This is a genomic window from Streptomyces sp. NPDC012825, assembly GCF_042900925.1.
Lineage (GTDB): Bacteria > Actinomycetota > Actinomycetes > Streptomycetales > Streptomycetaceae > Streptomyces.
Map to the genome: position 1 here is coordinate 1 of NZ_JBIBBZ010000007.1, position 23,133 is coordinate 23,133.

The following is a 23,133-nucleotide window of genomic DNA, read 5'->3' on the forward strand; positions in this document are numbered from 1 at the left end:
ACGGGCCCGGGAAGATCGTCCGCCCCTCGGTCGTCGCCGTCTGGCGCACGGACGGGGGCGACATCGGCGTCTGACCGGTCCCGTCCGGTCGCGGGGGGGGGGGGGGGGCCCCCCCCCCCCCCCCCCCCCCCCCCCCCCCCCCGCCGCGCACACCGACCCCGTCGCGCACACCGGCCTTGCCTCGCGCGCGGACCCGCCCCATCCACCGGCCCTGCCCGCCGCGCGCACCGCCCGGTCGACTCCGCCCCGGCCAAGGCTCAACCTCAGCCTTAGCCTCAGGCGAACGCGCCCGCGTGGCGTTCCGCCCACGCGGAGAACGGCCGTGGCACACGCCCGAGGACCCGCTCCACGTCCGGGCTCACCCGTCGCTCCTCCTCGCCGGGATCGCCCATCACCGGCAGCATCCCGTCGACGGCCTCCTCCGGCAGGAACCGCACCAGCCGTTCCCGGGTCTCGTCCGCGCCCAGCGCCGTGAACCCCACGGGAGCGCCCACCGCCTTTGCCAACGCCCGTGGCTGCTCGCGCGGCGTCACCGCGACCGGGACCGTGAGCACGTACGTGCGCCCCGCGTGCGCCGGACCGCGCAGCGCGGCGGCCGCGACCTCCGCGATGTCCGCCGGATCCACGACGAGCAGGTCCACATCGGCGAAGGGGGCCGCCACCGTACGTGCCGAGCGCACCCGGTCGGCCCAGAGGAAGGCGTTGGAGACGAAACCGCGCGGACGCAGGTCGTCCCCGAGCCCCGCGACGAGCAGGTACACCGCCTCGGCCCCCTCGAACAGCCCCTCCAGACCGTCGACATCGGCCAGGTCGCCCCGCCGGTGCGCCACCCCTGCGGGCAGCTCTCCGGTCCCATGGCGGCTCACCGCCGTGACCTCCGCGCCGGCCGGGGCCAGCGCCTCCACCAGCGGTCGCCCGACGCTTCCGGTCGCTCCGGTCACCACGATCACGGCTGTTCCCCTCCAGGAAGTCCGTGGCGGGGCGCGGACGCCCCGCCGTTCTCGTGACCTCATCGTGGAAGCCGAACAGGCCATCTCCTGGCCAGTTCCGGAAGCCGGGTTCGGAAGCGATTCCGGAAAGCCCGGCGTGGCCCGGGAAGGGCTCAGCGCCCGGAGGAGCCCTGCTCGCCGAAGCGCCGCTCGAACCGGGCGATCCGGCCCTCGGTGTCCACGGTCCGCGCCTTGCCCGTGTAGAACGGGTGGCTCTCGGAGGAGATCTCGACGTCGATCACGGGGTACGTGTTGCCGTCGTCCCACTCGATGGTCCGGTCGCTGGTCGCGGTGGAGCGGGTCAGAAACGCGTACCCGGCCGAGCGGTCGCGGAAGACCACGGGGCCGTACTCGGGCTGCTTGTCCTGCTGCACGTGTCCTCCTCGGGCTGCCGCCCTGACTCGTCCGGCCTGATCGGCGCGGCATCCCCAGCCTCCCCGGGGTCGCGGCCGCCGACCAGCGCCACGGGCCCGACCGGGTGACGGACCCCGCGCGCGTGCCCCTCCCGCAGCCGTCCGACCGGTGCGGGACGTCCGTACGGCTCAGCCGCCCTCCGGCCATCGTGCCGCGAGCAGCAGGGCGATGTCGTCCGGCCGGGACATGGCCTGTCGGGCCTCCCGGGTCAGTCGGTCGGCCGTCTCCGAGAGCGGCAGGGAGGCCGTCGCGGCGAGGGCCCGGCGGAGCCGCTCGATCCCCTCGTCGATGTCCCGTCCCGGCCGCTCCACGAGACCGTCCGTGAACAACGCGAGGACCGCTCCCGGAGCCAGCCGCAGCCGGGTCACCGGGTACGAGGCCCCGTCGTCGATCCCGAGGACCATCCCGCCCGCCAGCTCCACCTGCTCGGCCGTCCCGTCCGGCTGCAGCAGCAGCGGCTGCGGGTGCCCCGCCCGCACCGCCCGCGCCTCACCGGTCTCCGGGTCGAGCAGGACGTAGCAGCAGCTCGCGAACTGCCCCGGGTCCAAATCGATCAGCAGCCGGTTGGTGCCCCGCATGACGTCCTGCGGCCGGTGTCCCCCGAGCGCGAACGCCCTCACCGCGCTCCGCAGTTGTCCCATCGTGGCGGCGGCCGCCACCCCGTGGCCCTGCACGTCGCCGATGACCAGGGCCAGCCGCCCCTGGCCCGTCTCGATCACGTCGTACCAGTCCCCGCCCACGTCCATGCCCTGCGTGCCCGGCAGATAGCGGCCCACCGTGTCCACCCCGACCCGGACCGGCAGCCGGTGCGGCAGCAGCGCGTCCTGGAGGCCGCGCGCGACCGCCGACTCCGTGTCGTACCGCTGCGCCCGCTCCAGGGCCTGCGCGATCAGCCCCGCGAGCGCCGTGAGCACGGTCCGCTCCTCCGGACCGAAGCCGCGGGGCTGGTCGAAGCCGAGGATGCAGGAGCCCACCGGCCGGCCCGAGGCGATCAGCGGCAGGAACGCCCGGGCCCCCGACTCCGCGTCCAGCGGAAGGTCCGGATACGCCCGGCCCAGCTGCTCCATCGACTCGAAGAACAGGGGCCTGCCCGTCGTCAGCGTCTCCACTCCCGGCACCCGCGCGTCGAGCCCCACACCGTCGAAGGGTTCGAGGAAGCCCTGCGGGAAACCCGTCTCCCACGCCAGGTAGAGACGCCGGTCGCTCAGCAGGTAGATCGCCAGCTGCCGCCCGCCGAACGCCGGCAGCAGCTCCTCCGTCACCACCGCCGACACCTGCCGCGCCGTCACCGCCTCGGTGAGCGCGATCGCGAGCGCCACCGGCCGGTACAGGTCCGCCGCCCGGTCCCCGGGCGAGGTGAGGTCGTCCGTGAGGCGCCGGCCCGTCCCGGCCCCGTGCGCGAGGCCCGCCGGGCCCTCCTCGGGGAGGAGCACCATCGTCACCCCGTCCCGCCCCGGGTGCAGCGAGACCGACAGCCAGCCACCCCGCTCCGGACGGGCCAGGAAGCGCACCGGCTCCCCGGAGAGCAGGGCGGCGCGCAACTGCTCCTGGTGGAAGGCGTGCCCGAACCAGGGCAGCGCCTCCCACAGCGGCCGCCCGGCCAGGTCCCTGCGCGGCCGCCCGAGCAGCTGTTCCGTACGCTCGTTGACGTACGTGACGCGGCCGAGCCGGTCGACGGCCAGGAGTGCCCGCGGCAGCCGGTCGGTGGCGTCCGAGCCGATCAGGCCGGTGCCGAGGTCGACGAGGGTGCCCGCGAGCCGGGACCCCTTCCCGGTGCCGGTCCGCCGCGCGCGTGCGGACACCTCCAGGAGGTGCAGCCCGCCGTCCGGACCCTTCAGCCGGAGCCTGCGCACCAGGGGGCGCCCGCCGGCGCCCGTCGCGTGCCGGGCCGCCGCCCACAGCGCGTACCCGTCCTCCGGTTCCAGGAGGGAGGTGAGGACCTCGATCGTGCAGGGCGAGGTCACGCCCGCCCCGAGGATGCCCAGGAGGCCGTCGTCCATCGTGACGGCGCCCGAGAGCAGGTCCCATTCGAAGGAGCCGAACCGCACCGGCGGTCCCGAACCGGTCGGCAGCTGCACGCACACCGGATCGCCCGTCCACTCGACCACCGTCCCCCGGCGGGACAGCTCGGTGAGGGCTTCACCGAGGCGGAGCGCGCCCCGCGTCATCCGGCTCCGGTCCCGCACGTCCACCGGAACGCCCGGAGTGGGCGCGCGCAGCGCCACGAGCACGCCGAAGCGCTCACGGCCCGCGAGGACCGGCGCGTACAGCGAGGCGAAGGGGAACGGCAGGCTCGCCACCAGCTGGGGGAAGCGCCGCATCGCCTCCTCGACGTCGGCGAGGTGGACGGCCTGGCCCGACCGGTGGACCTCCGCCACCGGGAACGGCCGGTTGGCGTGCATCCGCCACCACGGGCGGAACAACGGCCCCGGCAGCCCCACGAGGACCGCGAGCCTCAGCAGCCCCGGCGTCTCGGAGCGCAGATACACCCCGCCCGCGTATCCGCCGACCTCCTCCACAACCCCGAGGGCCGCCTCCGCGAGCGCCCACGTCAGGGAACCGGAAGCGGGCTCGTCGCCGGCTCCGCTCCCGTACGGACGCCCGGTACCGCCCGCCGGGCCGGAGCCGGAAGCGCCGTGCGAGGTCACACAGCAAGGATGCCCCCGGGGCCGAAGCCCCCGCATCCCGGAGGACCCTCCACCGGACGGAGACGTTGACCACACGCGTCCGGGCCGTCACACTCGGTGGTCGACCGCCGCCGACGACGCGCGGCGGCGTCACCGCGCGACCAGGGGGCACGATGACCGGCCGGGTTCTTCCGTACGACGTCCACGGCGAAGGGCCGGGGAGGGCACTCGTCCTCCACAACTGGTTCGGCGACTGCACCAGCTTCGCCCCGCTGCGCGCCCATCTGGACGGTGACGTCGGCACCTACGCCTTCGTCGACTGCCGGGGCTACGGCGAGGCGCTCGACCACGAGGGCGCCTACACGATGGAGGAGGTCGCGGCCGACGCCCTGGCGGTCGCCGACGACCTCGGCTGGGACTCCTTCTCCGTCATCGGCCACTCCATGGGCGGCAAGGCGGCCCAGCTGGTGCTCCTCGAAGCCCCCGACCGCGTCCGCTCGCTCATCGGCGTCTCACCGGTCTCCGCCGCCGGGTTCCCCCTCGACGGGGAGTCCTGGGAGCTCTTCGCCGGAGCCGCGGGGGATCCGGCCCGCCGGCGCGTGATCATCGACCACACCACCGGAGGCCGGTACGACGACGCCTGGCTGGGCGCGCTCGTCGACCGCTCCCTCGACCGCTCCTCCGCCACGGCCTTCCGGGCCTATCTGGACTCCTGGTCCCGCGCCGACTTCCACGAGCGCGTCCGCGACAACCCCACGCCCGTCCTCCTCGTCGTCGGCGCGCACGACCCGGCGCTCGGCGCCGAGGCGATGGAGGGCACCTGGCTGCGGTGGTACCCCAACGCACGCCTCGAAGTCATCGAGGACGCCGGGCACTACGCCCCCGAGGAGACCCCGAAGGCCCTCGCCGAGGCCATCGAGGCCTTCCTCGCCGCCTGACGGGAACGCCCGCGGCACACCCGCGGCCCGCCTCGCCGAGCGGCCCGACGCGCCTACCCTGGAAGAACGCGGTCGTCCGTCCCGGGCCCGCCCGGGCGGCCGCACGGGCGGAAGGGCGTCGGACCATGGTCTTCAGCGATCGCAGCGACGCGGGACGGCGGCTCGCCGCCCGGCTCGACCACTTCAAGGGCCGGGACGTCGTGGTCCTCGGCCTTCCGCGCGGCGGCGTGCCGGTGGCCGCGGAGGTCGCCGACGCCCTCGGCGCCCCCCTCGACATCTGTCTCGTCCGGAAGCTGGGCGTGCCCCGTCGGCCGGAGGTCGCGATGGGGGCGATCGGCGAGGGCGGGGTCCGGGTGCTCAACGAGCAGGTGCTGCACGAGACCGGCGTGGACGCCCGCGCACTGGCAGCCGTGGAGGAGCGGGAACTGGCCGAGCTGGAGCAGCGCGCCCGCCGTTACCGGGGCAGCCGGACACCCGTCCCGCTCGAAGGACGGACGGTCCTCGTCGTCGACGACGGGCTCGCCACCGGCGCCACGGCCCTGGCGGCCTGCCGGGTGGTCCGCGCCCGGGGCGCGGCCCGGATCGTCCTCGCGGTGCCGGTCGCGCCGCCCGGCTGGACGGCCCGGCTCGGCGGCGAGGCCGACGAGACCGTCGGCGTCGACACCCCGGAGGGGTTCTACGCCGTCGGCCAGTTCTACCGGGACTTCCCGCAGACGCCGGACGACGAGGTGATCGCCTGTCTGGACCGGAGCCGGGCCGCGCGCGACCCCGTCGTCCGGGACACGGACGTACGGATTCCGGTCGACGGCACCGCCCTCGCGGGAAGGCTGGCCGTGCCCGAGGGAGCCGTCGGTCTCGTCCTGTTCGCCCACGGCAGCGGCAGCAGCCGCCACAGCCCCCGGAACCGGGCGGTCGCCGCGGAGTTGAACAGGGCCGGTCTCGGGACCCTGCTGTTCGACCTGCTCGGCGAGGCCGAGGCGGCCGATCGGGCGCACGTCTTCGACACCCCGCTCCTCGCGGGCCGGCTCGCCGGGGTCACGGAACGGCTGGCCGAGCGGCCCGGTGTCGCGGGTCTCCCGCTCGGCTACTTCGGCGCGAGCACGGGCGCGGCGGCCGCGCTGTGGGCGGCGGGCGATCCCGCGTCCCCCGTCGCCGCCGTCGTCTCGCGCGGCGGCCGGCCGGACCTCGCGGCCGACCGGCTCGCCGGGGTGCGCGCCCCGACGCTCCTGGTGGTGGGGGGCGAGGACCCGCTGGTCCTGGACCTCAACCGACGGGCCGGGGCGCTGCTGCGCTGCGAGAACCGGCTGGCCGTGGTGGAGGGCGCCACCCACCTCTTCGAGGAGCCCGGAGCCCTGGAGGAGGTGGCGGAGCTCGCCGCCTCCTGGTTCACCGGGCACTTCCGGGGCCGGGGCGCCCCGGAAGCACCCGGTGCGGACTAGTACGCGCTGTCGACGTTGTCGATGGAGCCGTAGCGGTCGGCCGCGTAGTTGCAGGCGGCGGTGATGTTGGCGACCGGGTCGTACATGTCCATCGACGTGCCGGGCACGTGGTAGGCCAGGAAGGTCGGCTCGATGACCTGGAGGAGGCCCTTCGAGGGGGTGCCGTTGACGGCGTTGATGTCCCAGTTGTTGATGGCCAGCGGGTTCCCGGAGGACTCGCGCATGATGTTGCGGTGGATGCCCTCGTAGGAACCGGGGATGCCGTGCTGGGCCATGACGTCCAGCGACTGCCGGATCCAGCCGTCGAGGTTGTCGGTGTACTGGGTGGCGGCGACCGGAGCGGCCTCGACCGGGGCGGCCGGAACGGCGGCGGAGGCCGGGGCGGCGGCGGAGGCCCCCGTGCCGGCGGACGGCGCGGTCGCGCGGCGCTCGGAGCGGTTCGCCCGTTCGGTCGAAGCGGACTTCTCCGCCTTCGCGGTGGCCTTCCGCCCCGTCTTTTCCCGCTTCTCCGCCTGCGTCGGGGCGGCCTTGGCAGTGCCCCGATGAATCGTCAGTTCCAGACCCGGGTGGATGAGTGACGGATTGTCACCCACGGCGCTCTGGTTGGCGCGGTAAAGGCTCTTCCAGCCTCCCTGAATTCCCTTCTTGTGGGCGATCAGGGAAAGCGAGTCACCGCTCACGACGGTGTACGTGCGCGTGGTCGCCGGGGCGGCCGGAGCCTTGGCGGCGGCCGGGGCGGTGAAGGCCGTGGCGGCGATCTCCGGGGTCCCGGCGGCGGGCGCGGCGCCGGCCGTGGCGGGGGCGATCAGGGGCAGGGCCAGGGCGGCTCCACCGGCGCCGACCAGGGCGAGGCCACGGGAGACGTGGTTGCGGCGGGGGCGGCGGTGCTTGCCGTGTGCAGGCATGACGGATTCCTCTCCGGCGCCTACGAGGTGAGCTGTCGGGTTCGGACGGGAGATGTCCGGCCGCGCGCACGCGGCTGCACCCCGAGCCGTTCCGGAATCCGGACCGGCGTATTCGTGGGTCCCCCGCTCCTGCCGTCGGGTGAAAAGGGAGGTTTCCGAGCGGTGGCAGGATTAGGCGTTCCGCTCGAATGGAGGTGACCGTAGGCCAGTAATGCGGCGAATAACAAGAGGATCAGGACGTCGTTCCTCGCAAAAGGATCACCGAATTCGAGGAATTCAAGATCGGTCGGGCTCGGGAAACGCCGAACTTCCTTGTGCGGTAAGGGGTGGGGGAGGGCGGCGCGGTGCGGCGGCCCGTGCGGAGTGAGTCGCGTCACCAGGCGGGTTATGTCCGAATATGCGATGTACTTCCATTGATGGGGAAATAAGACGAAAATCGGCGAGGTGGGGCCTCTGGGGGCGTAAAGGGGCGCTTTGGGGCACCCGAGGGCGATCGCTGGCATTCAAGGGCAAGATGCTCAAAGCCGACATTCCTCCCGAAGGATGAAGCGCCCGACCCAGGAGCCGCCCGATGTCCCCCGCCGCCCCCCAGCTCACCCCCGACACCCCCGACGTCCTCGACCGCGAGGCGGCCGCCCTCTACGAGAGCGCCGTCTGGCAGCGGATCGTCACCGACTGGACCGCCCCCGAACCGCCGGCGCCCGCCCCCGAACCCCCGGCGCCGGGCCGGGAGGAGAGCTGGCGGGACCTGCTCAGCGTGCCCGTGGAGCGGCTCGTGGCCGAGGCGCTCGACGCGCTTCCGGCCCCGGGCCCCGTCGAGCGCCGCCTCCCCGGCCGGATCGGAGCCGTGCTGCCGGACCGCCTCCACGTGTGGCGCCGGGTCGGCCGGGCCGAGCTGCGCCCCTCGGTCCACCTCGGCTACGCGCGCCTCGTCCTGACCGAGTGGGGCTGGCAGAACGCCCCGTACAAGCTGCGCGACAGACGGGGGGCCCGCTGCGTCTGCGGGGCGCTCCTCGCCGCCCACCGCCTCGGCTACGGCGGCACGGACACCATGAACGAGGCGGCCGCCTGGATCATGACCGAGCTGCGGTCGCGGGGGTGGCGGGACCTCATCGGTCCGTGGAACCGGGCCCCCGGGCGCACGGCCGACGACGCCCTCGCCCTCCTCGACGCCACGATCCGCCGCGCCGCGCACGCCGGCCGTTGACGGCGCCGCCCGGGCGCGGGGAGCCCCGCACGCCCCCGCGCCCGGTCGGCCGGGATCAACCGCTGGCGCTCGTGGCCCCGTTCTCGATGTGGCCGGTGTACCGGCGCGACCAGGTCCCGTCGACGCCGGTGGTGACCGTGAAGTCGTACCAGCCCTTCTGGTGGGCGACGGCGTTGAAGAAGTCCTCGTGCTGGAGTTCGCCGGCACCGTGTACGTCCACGGCCCGTCCGTCCGGTAGGCGTTGGAGCGGACCATGAAGGTGACGGGCCCGCCGGAGGCGTTGGTCATCCTGAACCAGAGGGCCGTCTTCCCCATCCCCGGTTCGGTCGCGAACCGGGCCGCCACCTCGACGTCCCTGCCCGCCTTGGAGGCGTCGCCGACGAACCGGCGCAGGAAGCGGTTCGGTCCCATCGTCGAGAGGTCGTACTTCCCGGACCCCGAGCCCGTGCCGATGTTGAAGAAGTCGGTGGCCGTGCCGCCGGGGTCCACGGTGTACTGCCAGGCGGCCGTGTCGCGGTACTGGTGCGGGTGGATCGGGAAGTGCGCGGCCCGCCTGGCCTCCGCCCCCCGGTTCGTCATCGAGAACCAGGCCAGGATCTTGCCGCCGGAGCCGAACTCGAAGCGGTCCGGATTGCCGTTCACCTGGTACGGCAGAGCCCGGGCCGGCCGGGTGCCGGGCTCCTGCGCGGGCAGGGCGTTGCTCTGCGGGACCGGGTTCGGCAGCGGCTCGCAGGTGGCCTGGCCGATCACCTTCGCCGTCGACGGAAGCCCGGCGGGCACCCCGTACACCGGACGGGCGAAGTCGAAGACGCCGGTCAGATCGCCCGTCACCCTCCGCCGCCAGGCGCTGATGTTCGGGCAGGCGGCCGGGGTGCCGAGGGCCGTCGTCCAGGTCTCCAGGAAGCGCAGCACGGAGGTGTGGTCGAAGACCTCGGAACTCACCCGGCCGCCCCGGGTCCACGGGGACATGACGAGCATGGGGACGCGGAAGCCCAGACCGATCGGCACGCCGTCGAGGTACTCGCCCGGTGTGCCCGGCGGGGCGACCGGCGGCGGCACGTGGTCGAAGGAGCCGTCGTTCTCGTCGTAGTCGAGGAACAGCACGGTCGAGTCGAACACCTCGGCGTTCGCGGCGAGCGCGCGGTGGACGAGGTCGACGAAGTGCGCGCCGTCGCCGGGCGGCGCGCAGGGGTGCTCGGAGAACGCCTCGCCCGCGACCACCCACGACACCTGCGGCAGGGTCGCCGCCAGGACGTCCGCGCGGATCGCCGCCGCGATGTCGTCCGGCGTCGAGCCGGTCGCCTTCGGGACCGAGCCCGTGCCCCGGTCGTACAGCGGGTCCCCGGGCCGCGCGTCGGTGAACCTCTTGAAGTACGCGAGGCCGTTGTCGCCGGAGTTGTCCTGGGCGTTCTGGTAGACCTTCCAGCCCACCCCGGCGCGCTGGAGCGCCTCCGCGTACGTCTCCCAGGTCAGCCCCCGCTCCTCGCCGCCGTCCTTGCTGGAGGCGTCGATCCTCCCGCTCCACAGGAAGGTGCGGTTGGGGCCGGTGGCGCTGAGCGCCGAGCAGAAGTACGCGTCGCAGATCGTGTAGTGGTCGGCGAGCGCGTGGTGGAAGGGGATGTCCTCGCGGTCGAGGTGGCCGAGCGTGCGGACGTTGCCCACGCCCGTCACCCAGTTGTCGAGGCGTCCCTTGTTCCAGGCCGCGTGCTGCGAGGTCCAGCTGTGCGGCGGGTCGCCGTTGCGCTGCGCCAGGGTCTCCCCGTCCACCCCGCCGACCGGTGGGGTGTCGCTGAGCTTCCACGGGTACTGACGCCCGCCCGGGTGCGGCTGGTGGAACGTCCCCCGGCCGCCGGGCAGGTTGCCCGCCGCGCGGTCGGCGAAGCCCCGCATCCCGCGCAGGGTGCCGAAGCAGTGGTCGAAGCCGCGGTTCTCCTGCATGAGGATCACCACGTGGCGGACGTCGGCGAGGGTGCCGGTCGCGGCCCGCGCGGCGGCCGACGCGGGCACCGGTGGCAGCGCCGCCCCCGCCGCGAGCCCCGCGCCGATGCCGACGAAACCCCTGCGACTGATGGGAATCATGCCCCGCCTCTCGTCTCACGGTGTGCCCCGGCGGCACGTGGGAGACATGAGGGAAGGAGGAGCGGTCAAAGGTATAAGCCCATGCGGTAATTACTAGGGCAACAACCAAAGCCCTAGGGATTTCAGGCCGGTGATTGGTCCGACTGGATACCAATAGCGGTGGACGGATCAGACGGTGACGACCTTCACTCCGGCCTCGGTGAGCCGGGCGACCGTCTCCGGCGCGATGCCCGGGTCCGTCACCAGGGTGTCGATCCGGTCCAGACCACAGATCCGTGCGAACGCCCGGCGGCCCATCTTCGAGGAGTCGGTCACCACGACCACCCGGCTCGCCCGCTCCGCGAAGAGCCGGCTGATGCTCGCCTCGTCCTCGTGGTGCGCCATCACGCCCAGCTCGACGTCGACCCCGTCGACCCCCAGCACGACCACGTCGAGCGCCACCTCGCTGAGCACCCCGACCGTCAGCGGGCCGACCAACTCGTAGGTCTGGGGACGGGCGACACCGCCCGTCGTGACGATCTTGATCTGTGGGCGTACCGCCAACTCGCCCGCGATGTTGAGCGCGTTGGTGACCACGGTCAGCGCCGGTCCCGCGGGCGCCGGCACCGGCCCGGGGGCCTCGGCGCGTCCGCTCGCGAACCGCAGTGCCAGCGCCCGCGCCACCTCCGTCGTCGTCGTGCCGCCGTTGAGTCCGACGACCTCGCCGGGCGCGACCAGATCGGCCGCGGCCTCCGCGATCCGCCTCTTCTCCGGCGCGTGCCGCGTCGACTTGTACCGCAGGGGGAGTTCGTACGACACGCCGTGTGCGACCGCGCCGCCCCGCGTCCGTACGAGAAGCTGCTGCTCGGCGAGTTCGTCGAGGTCCCGGCGGATCGTGGCCGCGGAGACGTCGAGCGTCGCCGCCGCCTCCTCCACCTCGATCTTTCCCGAGGCCGCCAGTAGTTCGAGGAGCGTGTTCCACCGCTCGTGCTTGGACATGGGTCCCTCCCTCCCGGTCGTGCGAACGTCCGATTCTAGCTCCCGGGAGGTGGAGGACCTGGAAACGTCCTGCATCTTTCTGCTTGAATGAGTCCGACTTCAAGCATGTTCCTTCAGTATCGCGCAGTCTTTCTTGCAAGGAGATCGGGATGAGCACCACTCGCACCGCCGTGGAGATCGCCTCCCAGCCGGCGACCTGGCGCCAGGCGGCCCGCACCCTGCCCCGGCACGTCGCCGCCCTGCCCCGGCGGGGCGAGCGGGTCGCGGTCGTCGGCTGCGGCACCTCCTGGTTCATGGCCCTGGCCTACGCCGAGCTGCGCGAGTCCGGCGGCCACGGCGAGACCGACGCCTTCGCGGCCTCCGAGTTCCCCCGCGGACGCCGCTACGACCGGGTCGTGGCGATCACCCGCTCCGGCACCACCAGCGAGGTCCTCGCCGTCCTCTCCCGGCTGCGCGGCACCGTGCCCACGGGCGCGGTCACGGCCGACCCCGCCACCCCGGTGATGGACCTCGCCGACGAGGTCGCCGTCCTCGACTTCGCGGACGAGGAGTCGGTCGTCCAGACCCGCTTCGCCACCACCGCGCTCGCCCTCTTCCGCGCGCACCTGGAGGCCGAGGAAGCCCTCCCCGGGGGCGTGGCCACCGTCGAGGAGGCCGCGCGGGACGCCGAGCGGGCCCTCGCCTCCCCGCTGGACGAGAACGTCCTCACGGCCGAGCAGTTCACCTTCCTCGGCAGCGGCTGGACCTACGGACTCGCCCTGGAGGCCGGACTCAAGATGCGCGAGGCGGCGGGCGCGTGGACGGAGGCGTACCCCGCGATGGAGTACCGCCACGGCCCGATCAGCATCACCGGCCCCGGCCGGGTCGCCTGGGGCTTCGGCGCCCTCCCCGCCGGACTCGCGGACGACGTGCGGAAGGTCGGCGGCATCCTCTCCGAGAGCGGCCTCGACCCCCTCGCGGACCTGATCCGCGCCCAGCGGCTGGCCGTCGCCGTCGCCGAGGCGCAGGGGCTGAACCCGGACACCCCCCGCAACCTGACCCGCTCCGTGGTCCTCTCCGACGTCCATGCCTGACGGGCCGGCGCCCATGCCCGACAGGCCGGTGTCCATGTCCGACGACCCGGTGTCCACATCCGGGAGCCCGGTGTCCACGCCCGGCCGCCGTCCTGGCCGCCGCCTCGACCGTCACCCCGTTCACCGCACCCGAGAAGCAGCCGACCGCGCCCCGGAAGAAGACGTGCCATGCCGCTGACGCCGACCGACGAGATCGCCCGCCGCGCCCGCGCGGCCGGCACCGGAGTGGGGGCCTTCAACGTCCTCCAGCTCGAACACGCCCAGGCCATCGTGGCCGGCGCCGAGAACGCCGACCGGCCGGTCGTCCTCCAGATCAGCGAGAACACCGTCCGCTACCACGGCGCCCTGGAGCCGGTCGCCCTCGCCTCGCTGGCGGTCGCCCGCGCCGCCAAGGTCCCCGTCGCCGTCCACCTCGACCACGCCGAGAACCCCGACCTCGTCCGCGAGGCCGTCGGACTCGGCCTGGGCTCGGTCATGTTCGACGCCTCGAAGCTCCCCTACGACGAGAACGTCGCCGCGACCCGCGAGGTCGTGGAGGAGTGCCACCGCCGCGGCGTCTGGGTCGAGGCCGAACTCGGCGAGGTCGGCGGCAAGGGCGGCGCCCACACCCCGGGCGTGCGCACGGACCCGGAGGAGGCCCGCGCCTTCGTCGCCGCCACCGGGGTCGACGCCCTCGCCGTCGCCGTCGGCAGCTCCCACCAGATGCTGACCCGGGACGCGGTCCTCGACTTCGACCTGATCGCCCGGCTGCGCGTCGCGGTCGACGTCCCCCTGGTCCTGCACGGCTCCTCGGGCGTCTCGAACGCGGGCCTCGCCACCGCCGTCACCGCCGGCATGACCAAGGTGAACGTCTCCACCCACCTGAACAAGGCCTTCACCCGGGCCGTCCGTGACCACCTCGCCGACCATCCCGACGCGGTCGACCCCCGCCACTACCTGACCCCGGCCCGCGCGGCCGTCGCCCGGGAGGTCGCCCACCTCCTGACGGTCCTGGCCCCGGCCTGACCGGCGCGGGCGCGGTCGCCCGCCACCGACCGCTCCGGCGGACGGATAATCGATTGCCCGCCGGCGCCTGCCACGGATCCAATGACCGGCGTGACCGTCCCGGCGGGTCCGCCGGGGCGGGACGCGGGGGACACGGACCGCGACCACGTCGCCCCAGGGAGGACACCACCCGATGAACACGCCATCGCCCTCGTCCGGGACGGACCGCGCGGACGGGCGGCCCGTCCGTCTGGGCGCCCTCGTCCCGCTGACCCGGCCCGGCTGGACCGGGGCGGGACGGCACCTGCTCGCGGGACTCGACCTGGCCGTCCACGAGGTCAACGCCGGGGGAGGGATCGACGGCCGGCCGCTGGAACTCCTCGTCCGGGACACCGCGGCCGATCCGGAGCGGGCGGCGGCGGCCGTGGACGAACTGGCGGGCCTGGGCGTGGCCGCCGTGGTCGGCGAGTACCACAGCGTCGTCGCCCGCGCCGCCGCCGCGCGGGCCGACGCCCTCCGCCTGCCGTTCCTCTGCTCGTCCGCCGTGCTCGACGCGCTCACCGAGGGACCGACGGAGTGGGTCGCGCGCCTGGCCCCGGCCCAGTCCCACGGCTGGCGGCTCTACGCGGACTTCCTCCTCGGCGCGGGCCGCGGCCGCGTCGCCGTGGCCGTCCAGCCGAGCGTCTACTGGGAGTCGGGGACCCGCATCCTGCGGGACCACCTCACTCCTCGCGGCGGCACCGTCGTCGAACTCGACGCGAACGCGCTCACTCCTGCGGCTCTGTGCGACGCGCTCGTCGAGCACGGCGCGACGGCGCTCCTCCTCCTGGTCGGCCATCCGGAGCCCGCGGTGCCGATCGTCCGGGCCGTCCGGGGCGACCGGCGGCTCGCGGAGATCCTGATCGGTGCCCCGGCGGGACAGCCGGAGTTCGCCGAATGGGCTACGGAGCTGGGCGGGGCCGGTGCCGGGATCCCGTTCCTGCGCTACCTGCCGGAGCGGCTCGGCCCGCTCGGCGGACGCGTCGGGAAGGAGCTTCGCGAACGGCTGGGCGAAGCCCCCTCCTTCGTCGCCTTCGAGGGCTGGGACACCGTCACGTTCCTCGCCGTCGCCCTGCGTTCCCACGGTACGGACCGGGCGGCCGTGGCCGCCTCGTGGCCGCGCGTGGAGGCCGAGGGTGCCCGGGGGCCGATCCGGTTCTCCCGCGCGCCGGGCATCGGCGTGCGGCAGTGGACCTGGGCGCCGGTCCAGGTCGCCGACCGGGACCCGGCGGAGCCCGGTCGCTTCCGGGTCCTCCGCACCGGCTGAGGGGCGGCGCGGGGGCCGGGCCCCGCGCCCTCTCTCAGCCGGTCCGCTCCACCACGAACACGGGGATCTCCCGGTCCGTCCTGCGCTGGTAGTCGGCGTAGTCCGGGAAGGCGGCGACGGCCCGGTCCCACCAGTCCCGTCGCTCCTCGCCGGTGACGACGCGGGCCCGCATGTCCCACGCCTCGGTGCCGTCGCGCAGCTCCACCTCCGGCGACGCGACGAGGTTGTGGTACCAGACGGGGTGCTTCACGGCACCGCCGTTCGACGCCACGAGCGCGTACGCCCCGTCGTGCTCGACCCGCATCAGCGGGGTCTTGCGGAGCTTGCCGCTCTTCGCGCCCCGGCTGGTCACCAGGACCACCGGCATGCCGCGCATGGTCGTGCCCTTCGTGCCGCCGGACGACTCGTAGAGCTCGACCTGGTCCCGTACCCACGCCTCCGGGCTGGGCTCGTACTCACCTTCGAGGGGCATGTGTGTCCTTCCGCGTCGGATCGAGTCGGGTCGGGTCCGACGCTATCCGACCGCCCGCGCACCTGGCGGCAGGCCGCTCCGGCGGGCGTTGTCGGTGGCGGCTCGTAGGGTGGCGCCCCAAGACACGACGCCACGACGACATGACGGCGCGACGACGGCACGGCGGCGGCACGGCCCGGGGGAGTGGTGGCATGCGGGAGTTGTTCCTGGCGGAGGAGCGGGCGTACATCCGGTGGATCGACCTGCCGGGCGAGGGGCCCGTACGGGTCTTCCTGCACGGCCTCGGGTGCACGGCCGCCTCGGACTTCGCCCACATCGCCACCCGTCCCGCCCTCCGCGGCGGCCGGGCGCTCCTGGTGGACCTCCTCGGCCACGGACTCAGCGACCGGCCCGTGGACTTCGACTACCGCGTGGAGTCCCAGGCGGCGGCGGTGGCCGCCGTCCTCGACCACCTCGGCGTGACGGGAGTGGACCTCGTCGGGCACTCGATGGGCGGTGCGGTGGCGATCCACCTCGCGGCGGCCCGCCCCGACCTGGTGGCCCGGCTCGTGGTGGCGGAGCCCAACCTGTACGCGGGCGGGGGCGCGTTCAGCTCGCCGGTGGCCGCCCAGAGCGAGGAGGCGTTCGTGACGAGGGGGTTCTCCCGCATGCTCGCCCTCGCCGGCCGCGCCGACTACGCCGCCCGGCTGCGCCTCGCCGACCCGCTGGCGGTGCACCGCAGCGCGGTGGCGCTCGTCGAGGGGAGCACGCCCGCCGCGGGGGACCTGCTGGCCGGACTCGCGATGCCCCGCACCTTCCTCGTCGGGGAGCTGAGCCTGCCGGACGCCGACGCGGAGAAGGCCGCCGCGTTCGGGATCCCGGTGATCGAGGTTCCCGGCGCGGGGCACAACCTGATGCTGGACAACCCGGACGGCTTCACGGCGGCGCTCGCCCGTTTCCTCGCGGAGGCCCCGGCGGATCGGGCTGGTCGGGCTGATCGGGCGGACCCGGCTGATCGGGCGGACCCGGTTTCCGGCCACCGGCGCGCCTGATCAGGCCACCCCGAGGGGCTTCCGAGGGGGTTCGATTGCAGGCGTATGGCAGATGCATGACAAGGCGTCAAGTTCCTTGAGCCACGCCCGGGGAGCCGCCAGGCTGCTGATCACGCCGGGACCGGACACACCGGTCCCGACCGTGTACGTGGCCCCACGTGCACCCCCCACGGTCGTGCCGTCCCACCCCCCGGGCACGACGTCGACGAGGAGGAATCCCTCGCAATGGCACTCCCGAAGAGCACCAGCACCAGCACCCGCCTCGCCGTGACGGCCTCCGCCGCCACCGCGGCCGCCCTGCTCGGCACCTTCGCCGCCGTCCCCGCCCAGGCGGCCCCGGCCGAGGGCACCGTCCTCGCGGCGGACTCGGCCGACGCCGTCCCCGGCAGCTACCTCGTCACCCTGAAGCAGGGCGCGGGCTTCAAGGCCGGCTCGGACAGGGGCCGGAAGCTGATATCCGCCTACGGCGGCACCGTCCGCAAGACGTTCGGCTCCGCCCTCAACGGCTACGCGGCCTCCCTCGACGCGAAGGCGGCCCGCCGCCTCGCCGCCGACCCGGCCGTCGCCTCCGTCGAGCAGAACCAGGTGGTCCGCTCCGACGCGACGCAGACCAACGCCCCCTGGGGCCTGGACCGCATCGACCAGGCGAACCTGCCGCTCTCCGGCACGTACACCTACCCCGACAGCGCGGGCGGCGGCGTCACGGCCTACGTCATCGACACCGGGGTCCGCGTCAGCCACTCCGAGCTCGCCGGACGCGCCGTGAACGGCTACGACGCGGTCGAGGGCGACACGGTCGCCCAGGACGGCAACGGGCACGGCACCCACGTCGCCACGACCATCGCCGGAACCACCTACGGCGTGGCCAAGAAGGCGAAGGTCGTCGCGGTCCGCGTCCTCGACAACAACGGCTCCGGCACCACCGCCGGTGTCATCGCGGGCATCGACTGGGTCACCTCCCACCACACCGCCGGCGCCCCGGCCGTGGCCAACCTCTCCCTCGGCGGCGGCGCCTCCACCACCCTCGACAACGCGGTGAAGAGGTCCATCGCCGACGGCGTCACCTACGCCGTCGCGGCCGGCAACTCCGGGGTCAACGCCTCCTCCTCGTCGCCCGCCCGGGTCGCCGAGGCCCTCACGGTCGGCGCCACGAACAACACCGACGCCAAGGCGAGCTGGTCCAACTACGGCTCGGTCCTCGACCTCTTCGCCCCCGGCGTGTCGATCACGGCGGGCTGGCACACGAGCGACAGCGCCACCAACACCATCTCGGGGACCTCCATGGCCGCCCCGCACGTGGCGGGCGCCGCCGCGGTCTACCTCGCGGGGCACGCCTCCGCCACCCCGGCCCAGGTCGCCACGGCCCTCGTCAACGGCGCCACGCCCGACAAGGTCACCAGCCCGGGCAGCGGCTCCCCGAACCGCCTCCTGCGGATCGTCCCGTAACACGGACCCGCGGTACGGCTCGCGGCACCACGAGAGCGGGAACCGTCCCGGAGGCGGCCGGCGCCTCCGGGACGGTTCCCGCGCGCCCGGAACCCGGTGGCGCGGGCGGTCCGGCGCGTGCGTCAGGATGGGACCATGACCGAGATCCGCACCCCCCGCCTCGTCCTCCGCCGCTGGAGCGACGACGACCTCGTCCCGCTGTCCGAGATCAACGCCGACCCCGAGGTCATGCGCTGGATCGGCGACGGCTCGGTCCGCGACCTGGAGGAGACCGCCGAGGACATCGAGCGGTACGAGGAGGAGTGGGACGAGGAGGGCTTCGGCCTCTTCGCCGTGGAGCTCATCGGCTCCGGCGAGCTGATCGGCCTCGCGGGGCTCTCCGTGGCGGAGTTCCTGCCGGAGCCGACGCACGAGATCGGGATCGGCTGGCGCCTCGGCCGGCAGTTCTGGGGCCAGGGCTACGCCTCCGAGGCCGCCCACGCGGTCCTGGAGTGGGCCCTCCAGGACCGCGGGCTCGACCGGGTCGTCGCCGTCACGCACCTCACCGACCGCGCGTCCGAGAACGTCGCCGCCAAGCTCGGCATGGAACCCGATCGGGATCTTGAGCACCCGGACCTCGGCGTTCCCCTGCGCGTCCACGCCATCGACCTCACCGAGTACCAGGCGTGAACCCGAGGGGGCGTCCGGCCGGCGGAGGCCCGAACGCCCCCTCGGGGACCGTCAGTGCCGCTCGGGCAGGTCCCGCTCCGCCGGCAGCGACGAGAAGTCGCGGGCCGCGGGCGAGGCGGAGCGCGAGGCCGAGGCCGGCTTCTTGCCGCAGAACGCCGCTTCGAGGGTTCCGCCGAGCGCCGTGTTGACCGCGCCGCGGTTCGTGGAGTTGGCCATGGCCGAGAGGCTCCGGCGGCCGTCGCGCGTCGAGAAGGCGTACGTGTAGAAGCCCTGCACGGTGCCGGTGTGCCCGTACACCCGGGTGCCGCACGACAGGTCGTAGCGGCGCAGGCCGAGCCCGTAGAACCGGGCGTTGGTGGCGTCCGTCGGCGTCACCGTCGTCATCTCCGCCATCATCGCCGGGGACAGCAGACGGCCGCGCACGAGTGCCCTGGTGAAGGTGTTCAGATCGGCTGCGTCGGAGATGACGGCCCCGGCGGACTGCGCCCAGGACACGGTCTGCTCCGTGGAGTCCACCAGCGGGTCGCCGGCCGTGTCCGGGTACAGGTACCCGCGCGCGTGCCGACCCGCGATACGGGTCTCGGGGTGGACGTACGAGGTGTGGCGCAGTCCCAGCGGCTTGAAGATCCGGTGCTGGTACGCGTCCGCCACCGGCCTGCCCGTGAGCTTCTCGATGAGCATCCCGACCACCACGAAGTTGGCGTTCGAGTACTTGTAGGACACGCCGGGCTCGGTGGTCCGGGGCAGCGCCAGGGAGAGGTCCACGAGTTCCTGGTAGCCGAACACCTTGTTCCGCACGGACTCGAAGCCCGGCACCGTGTCGGCGAACATCGGGTCGGTGTAGTCGGCGAGCCCGCTGCGGTGGGTGAGCAGGTGACGGACCGTGATGCGGTCGTCGGGGAGCAGACCGGGCAGGTACGTGTCGACCGGCGCGTCCAGCGTCAGCCGTCCCTCCTCCACCAGCTGGAGGAGCACGACCGTGGAGAACGTCTTGCTGACGCTGCCGATCCGGAACCGCGACCCGATGTCCATGGGCGTGCCGTTCACCCGGTCCTGGACGCCGACCGCGCGGCTCCGGACGCCGCCGGGTCCGGAGAAGCGGGCCATCGCCCCCGGTGCGCCGTTGGCCACGGCGGCGTTCAGCGCGGCGACCACGCCCTCCATGTCGGGGGCGGGGACGGTGTCGGCCGCTGTCCGGGCGGCGGCCGGGGTCCGCGGAGCGGCGGACGCACTGGTGGCGGGGGCGACGCCCGCGGCGAGTGCGGCGATCATGGTGGCGCTCACGACCAGGCGTCGGTGCGACGTCAGGGGCACGGTGGTTTCCTCGACTTCGTCGGAATCGTTCGGCACGGCACACGACGGAAGTGCGCCGCGGGGCGCGCGGGAACGCCACCGTCGCGGCGCGGCCCCGGGCCCATCGGTCATGAGTGTCAACGGCCGGGGAAGGTTCCTGAGACGGGCCACGAGATGCGGACGGCATGATTCCGTTCTTTTGGCGCCCGAGTCCCGAGCCCCGGGACCCGTGGCTCGGGCCCCGGGTCCCGACGCCCGCGTCCGCCGCCCGGCGCGCCCCGCGTACCCTCGTGACGTGCCCGTTTCCCGTCTGCATCGCGTCGCCGTCCTCGTACTCGAAGGGGCGAAGCCCCTCGACGTCGGCATCCCCGCGCAGGTCTTCACGACCCGCGCGAGCATGCCCTACGAAGTACGGGTGTGCGGCGCGGAACCCGGTGTCGTCGCCGGTGGTGACGGCCTGTCGTACCAGGTCGCCCACGGCCTGGACGCGCTCGCGTGGGCCGACGTCGTCTTCGTCCCCGGCTACCGCTTCCCCGACCGCGAGGACCCCCCGGAGGCCGTCGTCGCCGCGCTGGTCGCCGCCCACGACCGGGGCGCGCGGCTCGCCGCGATCTCGACGGGCGCCTTCGCGCTGGCCGCCACGGGGCTCCTCGACGGCAAGCGCGCCACCACCCACTGGCACTACGCGCGGGCGCTCGCCGCGAAACGCCCCCTGGTCCGGGTCGACGAGAACGTGCTCTTCGTCGACGAGGGCAGCGTCCTGACCTCCGCCGGCGCCGCGTCCGGCATCGACCTGTGCCTGCACATCCTGCGCGGGGACCTCGGGGTGGCCGCGTCGAACCACGCGGCCCGGCGTCTGGTCGCCGCCCCGTACCGCAGCGGCGGCCAGGCGCAGTACGTGCCGCGCAGCGTGCCCGAGCCGCTCGGCGAGCGGTTCGCCGCCACCCGCGAGTGGGCGCTGCACCGGCTCGGCGAACCCCTCACCCTCGACGTCCTGGCCCGGCACGCGGCGGTGTCGGCCCGCACGTTCTCGCGCCGGTTCGTCGAGGACACCGGCTACACCCCGATGCAGTGGGTCATGCGGGCCCGCGTCGACCGGGCCCGCGAGCTGCTCGAACGCTCCGAGCGGGGCGTCGAGCAGATCGCCGCCGACGTGGGGCTCGGCACCGGGGCCAATCTGCGGCTGCACTTCCAGCGGATCCTGGGCACCACGCCGAGCGAGTACCGGCGCACGTTCGCCCAGGGCGAGTGACCGCTCCCGGTGGCGCTCTGGCGCGATACTTGCGGACCGTGGCGATCACGCCGCTGTCACGGGCGTCCGCCGCGCACGAGCATGGGGGGCGAACCGAAGGGACATCGCCATGACTCGTATCGCCATCAACGGATTCGGCCGCATCGGACGCAACGTGCTGCGCGCGCTGCTCGAGCGCGACAGCAGCCTCGAGATCGTCGCCGTCAACGACCTCACCGAGCCCACCGCGCTCGCGCGGCTCCTCGCCTTCGACTCGACCTCCGGCCGTCTCGGCCGCCCGGTGAGCGTGGACGGCGACACCCTGGTCGTCGACGGGCAGCGCATCAAGGTGCTCGCCGAGCGCGAGCCGGCTCAGCTGCCCTGGGCCGAGCTGGAGGTCGACATCGTCCTGGAGGCGACCGGTCGCTTCACGTCGGCCAAGGCGGCCCGCGCCCACATCGACGCGGGAGCGAAGAAGGTGCTCGTCAGCGCGCCCGCCGACGGCGCCGACGTCACCCTCGCGTACGGCGTCAACACCGACGCGTACGACGCGGACCTGCACACGATCGTCTCGAACGCCTCGTGCACGACGAACGCGCTCGCTCCCCTGGCCAAGGTCCTCGACGACCTCGCCGGCATCGAGCACGGCTTCATGACGACGGTCCACGCCTACACGCAGGAGCAGAACCTGCAGGACGGCCCGCACCGCGACCCGCGTCGCGCCCGCGCCGCCGGCGTCAACATCGTCCCGACCTCGACGGGCGCCGCCAAGGCCATCGGCCACGTGCTGCCGAACCTCGACGGCAAGCTGTCCGGCGACTCGATCCGCGTGCCGGTCCCGGTCGGCTCGATCGTCGAGCTCAACACGACCGTCTCCCGCGACGTGACCCGCGAGGACGTCCTGGAGGCCTACCGCACCGCGGCCGCCGGTCCGCTCGCGGGCGTCCTGGAGTACTCGGACGACCCGCTGGTCTCCTCCGACATCACGGGCAACCCGGCCTCCTCGATCTTCGACTCGGAGCTCACCCGCGTCGAGGGCCGCCACGTCAAGGTCGTCGCCTGGTACGACAACGAGTGGGGCTTCTCGAACCGTGTGATCGACACGCTCGAACTCCTCGCCGGCTGACGGGGAGACCGACGGTCCACGCGGCCGCCGTCCCCGGCAAGCGGACCTCCACGCGCCGATCCCGCCTCGCGGGGTCGGCGCGTTCCCGTTTTCCGCCCACCGCCGGGCCCGGTTCCGCGGTCGGGGTGCACGACGGGCCGTCCACCCGGCCCGCCCGGCGGATCAGGGCCGGGGGCGCGCCGGCGGTTCCAGGGCCGTGCCGATCGGCTGGTCCGGATCGAGTACGAGTCCCAGCCGCCGGGTGGACTCGGACAGGACGCCCCACAGGGCGTCGCTCAGGAAGTGGGTCAGGTCGTCGAGGGAACTCCTCGACTCGGGGTGGGCGGCCCACTGGTTGACCACGCCGTCCACCAGGCCGACCATGCCGAACGCCAGGTTGAGGGTGAAGCCCGCGGGCGCCTTCCCGCCGTCGACCAGCTGCTCGGCGTACGCGTCGAGCAGCCGCGCCAGGTGGAGGGCGATGGCGGTACGGGTGCCCGCGACCACCCGGGAGCCGCCGGCGTGCTGCTCGGGCGAGCCGGCGCCGAGGAACTGGTGGAGCCGCGGGTGCTCCGCGACCCAGCCGACATAGGTGGCGGAGGCGAGTTCGACGGCCTCCCGGACGGTGCCCTTCGGATCGAGGGCCGGATACAGCGCGGCCAGCAGGTCGTCGGCGATGCGCGCGCGGATCCGCTCGTCCAGGTCCTCGCGGCTGCGGAAGATCCGGTAGACCACGGAACGCGGCATCCCGGCCTCGGCGCCGATCGCCGCCACACTGACCGAGGGACCCTCACGGCCGATGACGGCGAGGGCCGCGGAGAGGACCTGGTCACGGCGCTCGGCCCGGTGGCCCGACCAGCGCGTGTCCCGGCCGTCGGGACGTCCGTCACCGCGTGCTTCTCTGTCCTCCGCCACGGCGTGGATCGTACCCGGCCCGATCAAGGAGC

At 74.1% G+C, this 23,133-nt stretch carries 19 protein-coding genes, 1 pseudogene and 1 riboswitch; of the genes and pseudogenes, 11 read left to right on the top strand and 9 right to left on the bottom strand.

Translation table 11 applies throughout. The features are described 5' to 3' along the window. Positions 1 to 275: 275 nt before the first annotated feature. From ACFY7E_RS17295 to ACFY7E_RS17305, 3 genes are all read right to left on the bottom strand, one after another. On the bottom strand, positions 276 to 950 hold the full coding sequence (locus ACFY7E_RS17295) for an NAD-dependent epimerase/dehydratase family protein (protein ID WP_389485650.1): 675 nt from the start codon (positions 948 to 950) through the stop codon (positions 276 to 278). A 152-nt stretch (positions 951 to 1,102) separates the two neighbouring features. Beyond that, the gene (locus ACFY7E_RS17300) at positions 1,103 to 1,363 is read right to left on the bottom strand and encodes a type B 50S ribosomal protein L31 (protein ID WP_389485652.1); all 261 of its coding nucleotides are present in this window, start codon (positions 1,361 to 1,363) and stop codon (positions 1,103 to 1,105) included. Between the two features lie 168 nt (positions 1,364 to 1,531). Next, complete coding sequence (locus ACFY7E_RS17305; RefSeq protein ID WP_389485654.1) at positions 1,532 to 4,051, bottom strand: SpoIIE family protein phosphatase; 2,520 nt, start codon at positions 4,049 to 4,051, stop codon at positions 1,532 to 1,534. Positions 4,052 to 4,203: 152 nt separating this feature from the next. On the opposite strand from ACFY7E_RS17305, the gene ACFY7E_RS17310 reads away from it, so the two are divergent. After that, positions 4,204 to 4,968 carry an alpha/beta fold hydrolase gene (locus ACFY7E_RS17310; protein WP_389485656.1) on the top strand — a complete coding sequence of 255 codons (765 nt, stop codon included), beginning with the start codon at positions 4,204 to 4,206 and terminating at the stop codon, positions 4,966 to 4,968. 125 nt (positions 4,969 to 5,093) lie between these two features. Then, positions 5,094 to 6,407 (top strand): phosphoribosyltransferase family protein, encoded by a 1,314-nt coding sequence (locus ACFY7E_RS17315; protein WP_389485658.1) that lies wholly within the window; start codon positions 5,094 to 5,096, stop codon positions 6,405 to 6,407. Here ACFY7E_RS17315 and ACFY7E_RS17320 read toward each other — a convergent pair. Beyond that, on the bottom strand, positions 6,404 to 7,312 hold the full coding sequence (locus tag ACFY7E_RS17320; protein ID WP_389485660.1) for a transglycosylase SLT domain-containing protein: 909 nt from the start codon (positions 7,310 to 7,312) through the stop codon (positions 6,404 to 6,406). The genes ACFY7E_RS17315 and ACFY7E_RS17320 overlap by 4 nt on opposite strands. A 4-nt stretch (positions 7,313 to 7,316) precedes the next feature. Then, positions 7,317 to 7,500, bottom strand: a riboswitch (cyclic di-AMP (ydaO/yuaA leader). Positions 7,501 to 7,883: 383 nt separating this feature from the next. On the opposite strand from ACFY7E_RS17320, the gene ACFY7E_RS17325 reads away from it, so the two are divergent. After that, entirely contained in the window at positions 7,884 to 8,519 is a 636-nt protein-coding gene (locus ACFY7E_RS17325; RefSeq protein ID WP_389485662.1) for a hypothetical protein, read from the top strand. Between the two features lie 55 nt (positions 8,520 to 8,574). Here the strand turns inward: ACFY7E_RS17325 and ACFY7E_RS17330 are convergent. Next, a pseudogene (locus ACFY7E_RS17330) lies at positions 8,575 to 10,598 on the bottom strand (phosphocholine-specific phospholipase C). Positions 10,599 to 10,766: 168 nt separating this feature from the next. Beyond that, on the bottom strand, positions 10,767 to 11,576 hold the full coding sequence (locus ACFY7E_RS17335; protein WP_389485664.1) for a DeoR/GlpR family DNA-binding transcription regulator: 810 nt from the start codon (positions 11,574 to 11,576) through the stop codon (positions 10,767 to 10,769). Positions 11,577 to 11,725: 149 nt separating this feature from the next. Here ACFY7E_RS17335 and ACFY7E_RS17340 point away from each other — a divergent pair, with 149 nt between their 5' ends. The 3 genes from ACFY7E_RS17340 to ACFY7E_RS17350 all read left to right on the top strand — a co-directional run bounded on the left by ACFY7E_RS17340 (position 11,726) and on the right by ACFY7E_RS17350 (position 14,939). After that, the gene (locus tag ACFY7E_RS17340; protein WP_389485667.1) at positions 11,726 to 12,649 is read left to right on the top strand and encodes an SIS domain-containing protein; all 924 of its coding nucleotides are present in this window, start codon (positions 11,726 to 11,728) and stop codon (positions 12,647 to 12,649) included. Between the two features lie 168 nt (positions 12,650 to 12,817). Beyond that, entirely contained in the window at positions 12,818 to 13,654 is an 837-nt protein-coding gene (locus ACFY7E_RS17345; protein WP_389485669.1) for a ketose-bisphosphate aldolase, read from the top strand. A 172-nt stretch (positions 13,655 to 13,826) separates the two neighbouring features. Beyond that, entirely contained in the window at positions 13,827 to 14,939 is a 1,113-nt protein-coding gene (locus ACFY7E_RS17350) for an ABC transporter substrate-binding protein (RefSeq protein ID WP_389485672.1), read from the top strand. Between the two features lie 34 nt (positions 14,940 to 14,973). Here ACFY7E_RS17350 and ACFY7E_RS17355 read toward each other — a convergent pair whose 3' ends face one another. Further along, positions 14,974 to 15,411 (bottom strand): nitroreductase family deazaflavin-dependent oxidoreductase, encoded by a 438-nt coding sequence (locus ACFY7E_RS17355; protein ID WP_383444682.1) that lies wholly within the window; start codon positions 15,409 to 15,411, stop codon positions 14,974 to 14,976. Between the two features lie 191 nt (positions 15,412 to 15,602). Here ACFY7E_RS17355 and ACFY7E_RS17360 point away from each other — a divergent pair, with 191 nt between their 5' ends. From ACFY7E_RS17360 to ACFY7E_RS17370, 3 genes are all read left to right on the top strand, one after another. Next, the gene (locus ACFY7E_RS17360) at positions 15,603 to 16,442 is read left to right on the top strand and encodes an alpha/beta fold hydrolase (protein WP_389485675.1); all 840 of its coding nucleotides are present in this window, start codon (positions 15,603 to 15,605) and stop codon (positions 16,440 to 16,442) included. A 225-nt stretch (positions 16,443 to 16,667) separates the two neighbouring features. Continuing rightward, positions 16,668 to 17,888 (top strand): S8 family peptidase, encoded by a 1,221-nt coding sequence (locus tag ACFY7E_RS17365; protein ID WP_389485678.1) that lies wholly within the window; start codon positions 16,668 to 16,670, stop codon positions 17,886 to 17,888. A gap of 135 nt (positions 17,889 to 18,023) precedes the next feature. Next, positions 18,024 to 18,557 (top strand): GNAT family N-acetyltransferase, encoded by a 534-nt coding sequence (locus ACFY7E_RS17370; RefSeq protein ID WP_389485680.1) that lies wholly within the window; start codon positions 18,024 to 18,026, stop codon positions 18,555 to 18,557. 51 nt (positions 18,558 to 18,608) lie between these two features. Here ACFY7E_RS17370 and ACFY7E_RS17375 read toward each other — a convergent pair whose 3' ends face one another. Beyond that, complete coding sequence (locus ACFY7E_RS17375; protein WP_389485683.1) at positions 18,609 to 19,871, bottom strand: serine hydrolase domain-containing protein; 1,263 nt, start codon at positions 19,869 to 19,871, stop codon at positions 18,609 to 18,611. Positions 19,872 to 20,145: 274 nt separating this feature from the next. On the opposite strand from ACFY7E_RS17375, the gene ACFY7E_RS17380 reads away from it, so the two are divergent. Further along, positions 20,146 to 21,102 (top strand): GlxA family transcriptional regulator, encoded by a 957-nt coding sequence (locus ACFY7E_RS17380; RefSeq protein ID WP_389485686.1) that lies wholly within the window; start codon positions 20,146 to 20,148, stop codon positions 21,100 to 21,102. Positions 21,103 to 21,211: 109 nt separating this feature from the next. After that, on the top strand, positions 21,212 to 22,207 hold the full coding sequence (gap, locus tag ACFY7E_RS17385; RefSeq protein WP_383444699.1) for a type I glyceraldehyde-3-phosphate dehydrogenase: 996 nt from the start codon (positions 21,212 to 21,214) through the stop codon (positions 22,205 to 22,207). 162 nt (positions 22,208 to 22,369) lie between these two features. Here gap and ACFY7E_RS17390 read toward each other — a convergent pair whose 3' ends face one another. Continuing rightward, positions 22,370 to 23,101 (bottom strand): TetR/AcrR family transcriptional regulator, encoded by a 732-nt coding sequence (locus ACFY7E_RS17390; protein ID WP_389485689.1) that lies wholly within the window; start codon positions 23,099 to 23,101, stop codon positions 22,370 to 22,372. Positions 23,102 to 23,133 lie beyond the last annotated feature (32 nt).

What these genes read in the sequence shown, in the direction of transcription:
- ACFY7E_RS17340 (WP_389485667.1), top strand. Translation starts at nt 11,726, where the DNA reads ATGAGCACCACTCGCACCGCCGTGGAGATCGCCTCCCAGCCGGCGACC.
- ACFY7E_RS17350 (WP_389485672.1), top strand. Translation starts at nt 13,827, where the DNA reads ATGAACACGCCATCGCCCTCGTCCGGGACGGACCGCGCGGACGGGCGG.
- ACFY7E_RS17355 (WP_383444682.1), bottom strand. Translation starts at nt 15,411, where the DNA reads ATGCCCCTCGAAGGTGAGTACGAGCCCAGCCCGGAGGCGTGGGTACGG.
- gap (WP_383444699.1), top strand. Translation starts at nt 21,212, where the DNA reads ATGACTCGTATCGCCATCAACGGATTCGGCCGCATCGGACGCAACGTG.
- ACFY7E_RS17360 (WP_389485675.1), top strand. Translation starts at nt 15,603, where the DNA reads ATGCGGGAGTTGTTCCTGGCGGAGGAGCGGGCGTACATCCGGTGGATC.
- ACFY7E_RS17320 (WP_389485660.1), bottom strand. Translation starts at nt 7,312, where the DNA reads ATGCCTGCACACGGCAAGCACCGCCGCCCCCGCCGCAACCACGTCTCC.
- ACFY7E_RS17335 (WP_389485664.1), bottom strand. Translation starts at nt 11,576, where the DNA reads ATGTCCAAGCACGAGCGGTGGAACACGCTCCTCGAACTACTGGCGGCC.
- ACFY7E_RS17325 (WP_389485662.1), top strand. Translation starts at nt 7,884, where the DNA reads ATGTCCCCCGCCGCCCCCCAGCTCACCCCCGACACCCCCGACGTCCTC.
- ACFY7E_RS17315 (WP_389485658.1), top strand. Translation starts at nt 5,094, where the DNA reads ATGGTCTTCAGCGATCGCAGCGACGCGGGACGGCGGCTCGCCGCCCGG.
- ACFY7E_RS17345 (WP_389485669.1), top strand. Translation starts at nt 12,818, where the DNA reads ATGCCGCTGACGCCGACCGACGAGATCGCCCGCCGCGCCCGCGCGGCC.
- ACFY7E_RS17310 (WP_389485656.1), top strand. Translation starts at nt 4,204, where the DNA reads ATGACCGGCCGGGTTCTTCCGTACGACGTCCACGGCGAAGGGCCGGGG.
- ACFY7E_RS17370 (WP_389485680.1), top strand. Translation starts at nt 18,024, where the DNA reads ATGACCGAGATCCGCACCCCCCGCCTCGTCCTCCGCCGCTGGAGCGAC.
- ACFY7E_RS17365 (WP_389485678.1), top strand. Translation starts at nt 16,668, where the DNA reads ATGGCACTCCCGAAGAGCACCAGCACCAGCACCCGCCTCGCCGTGACG.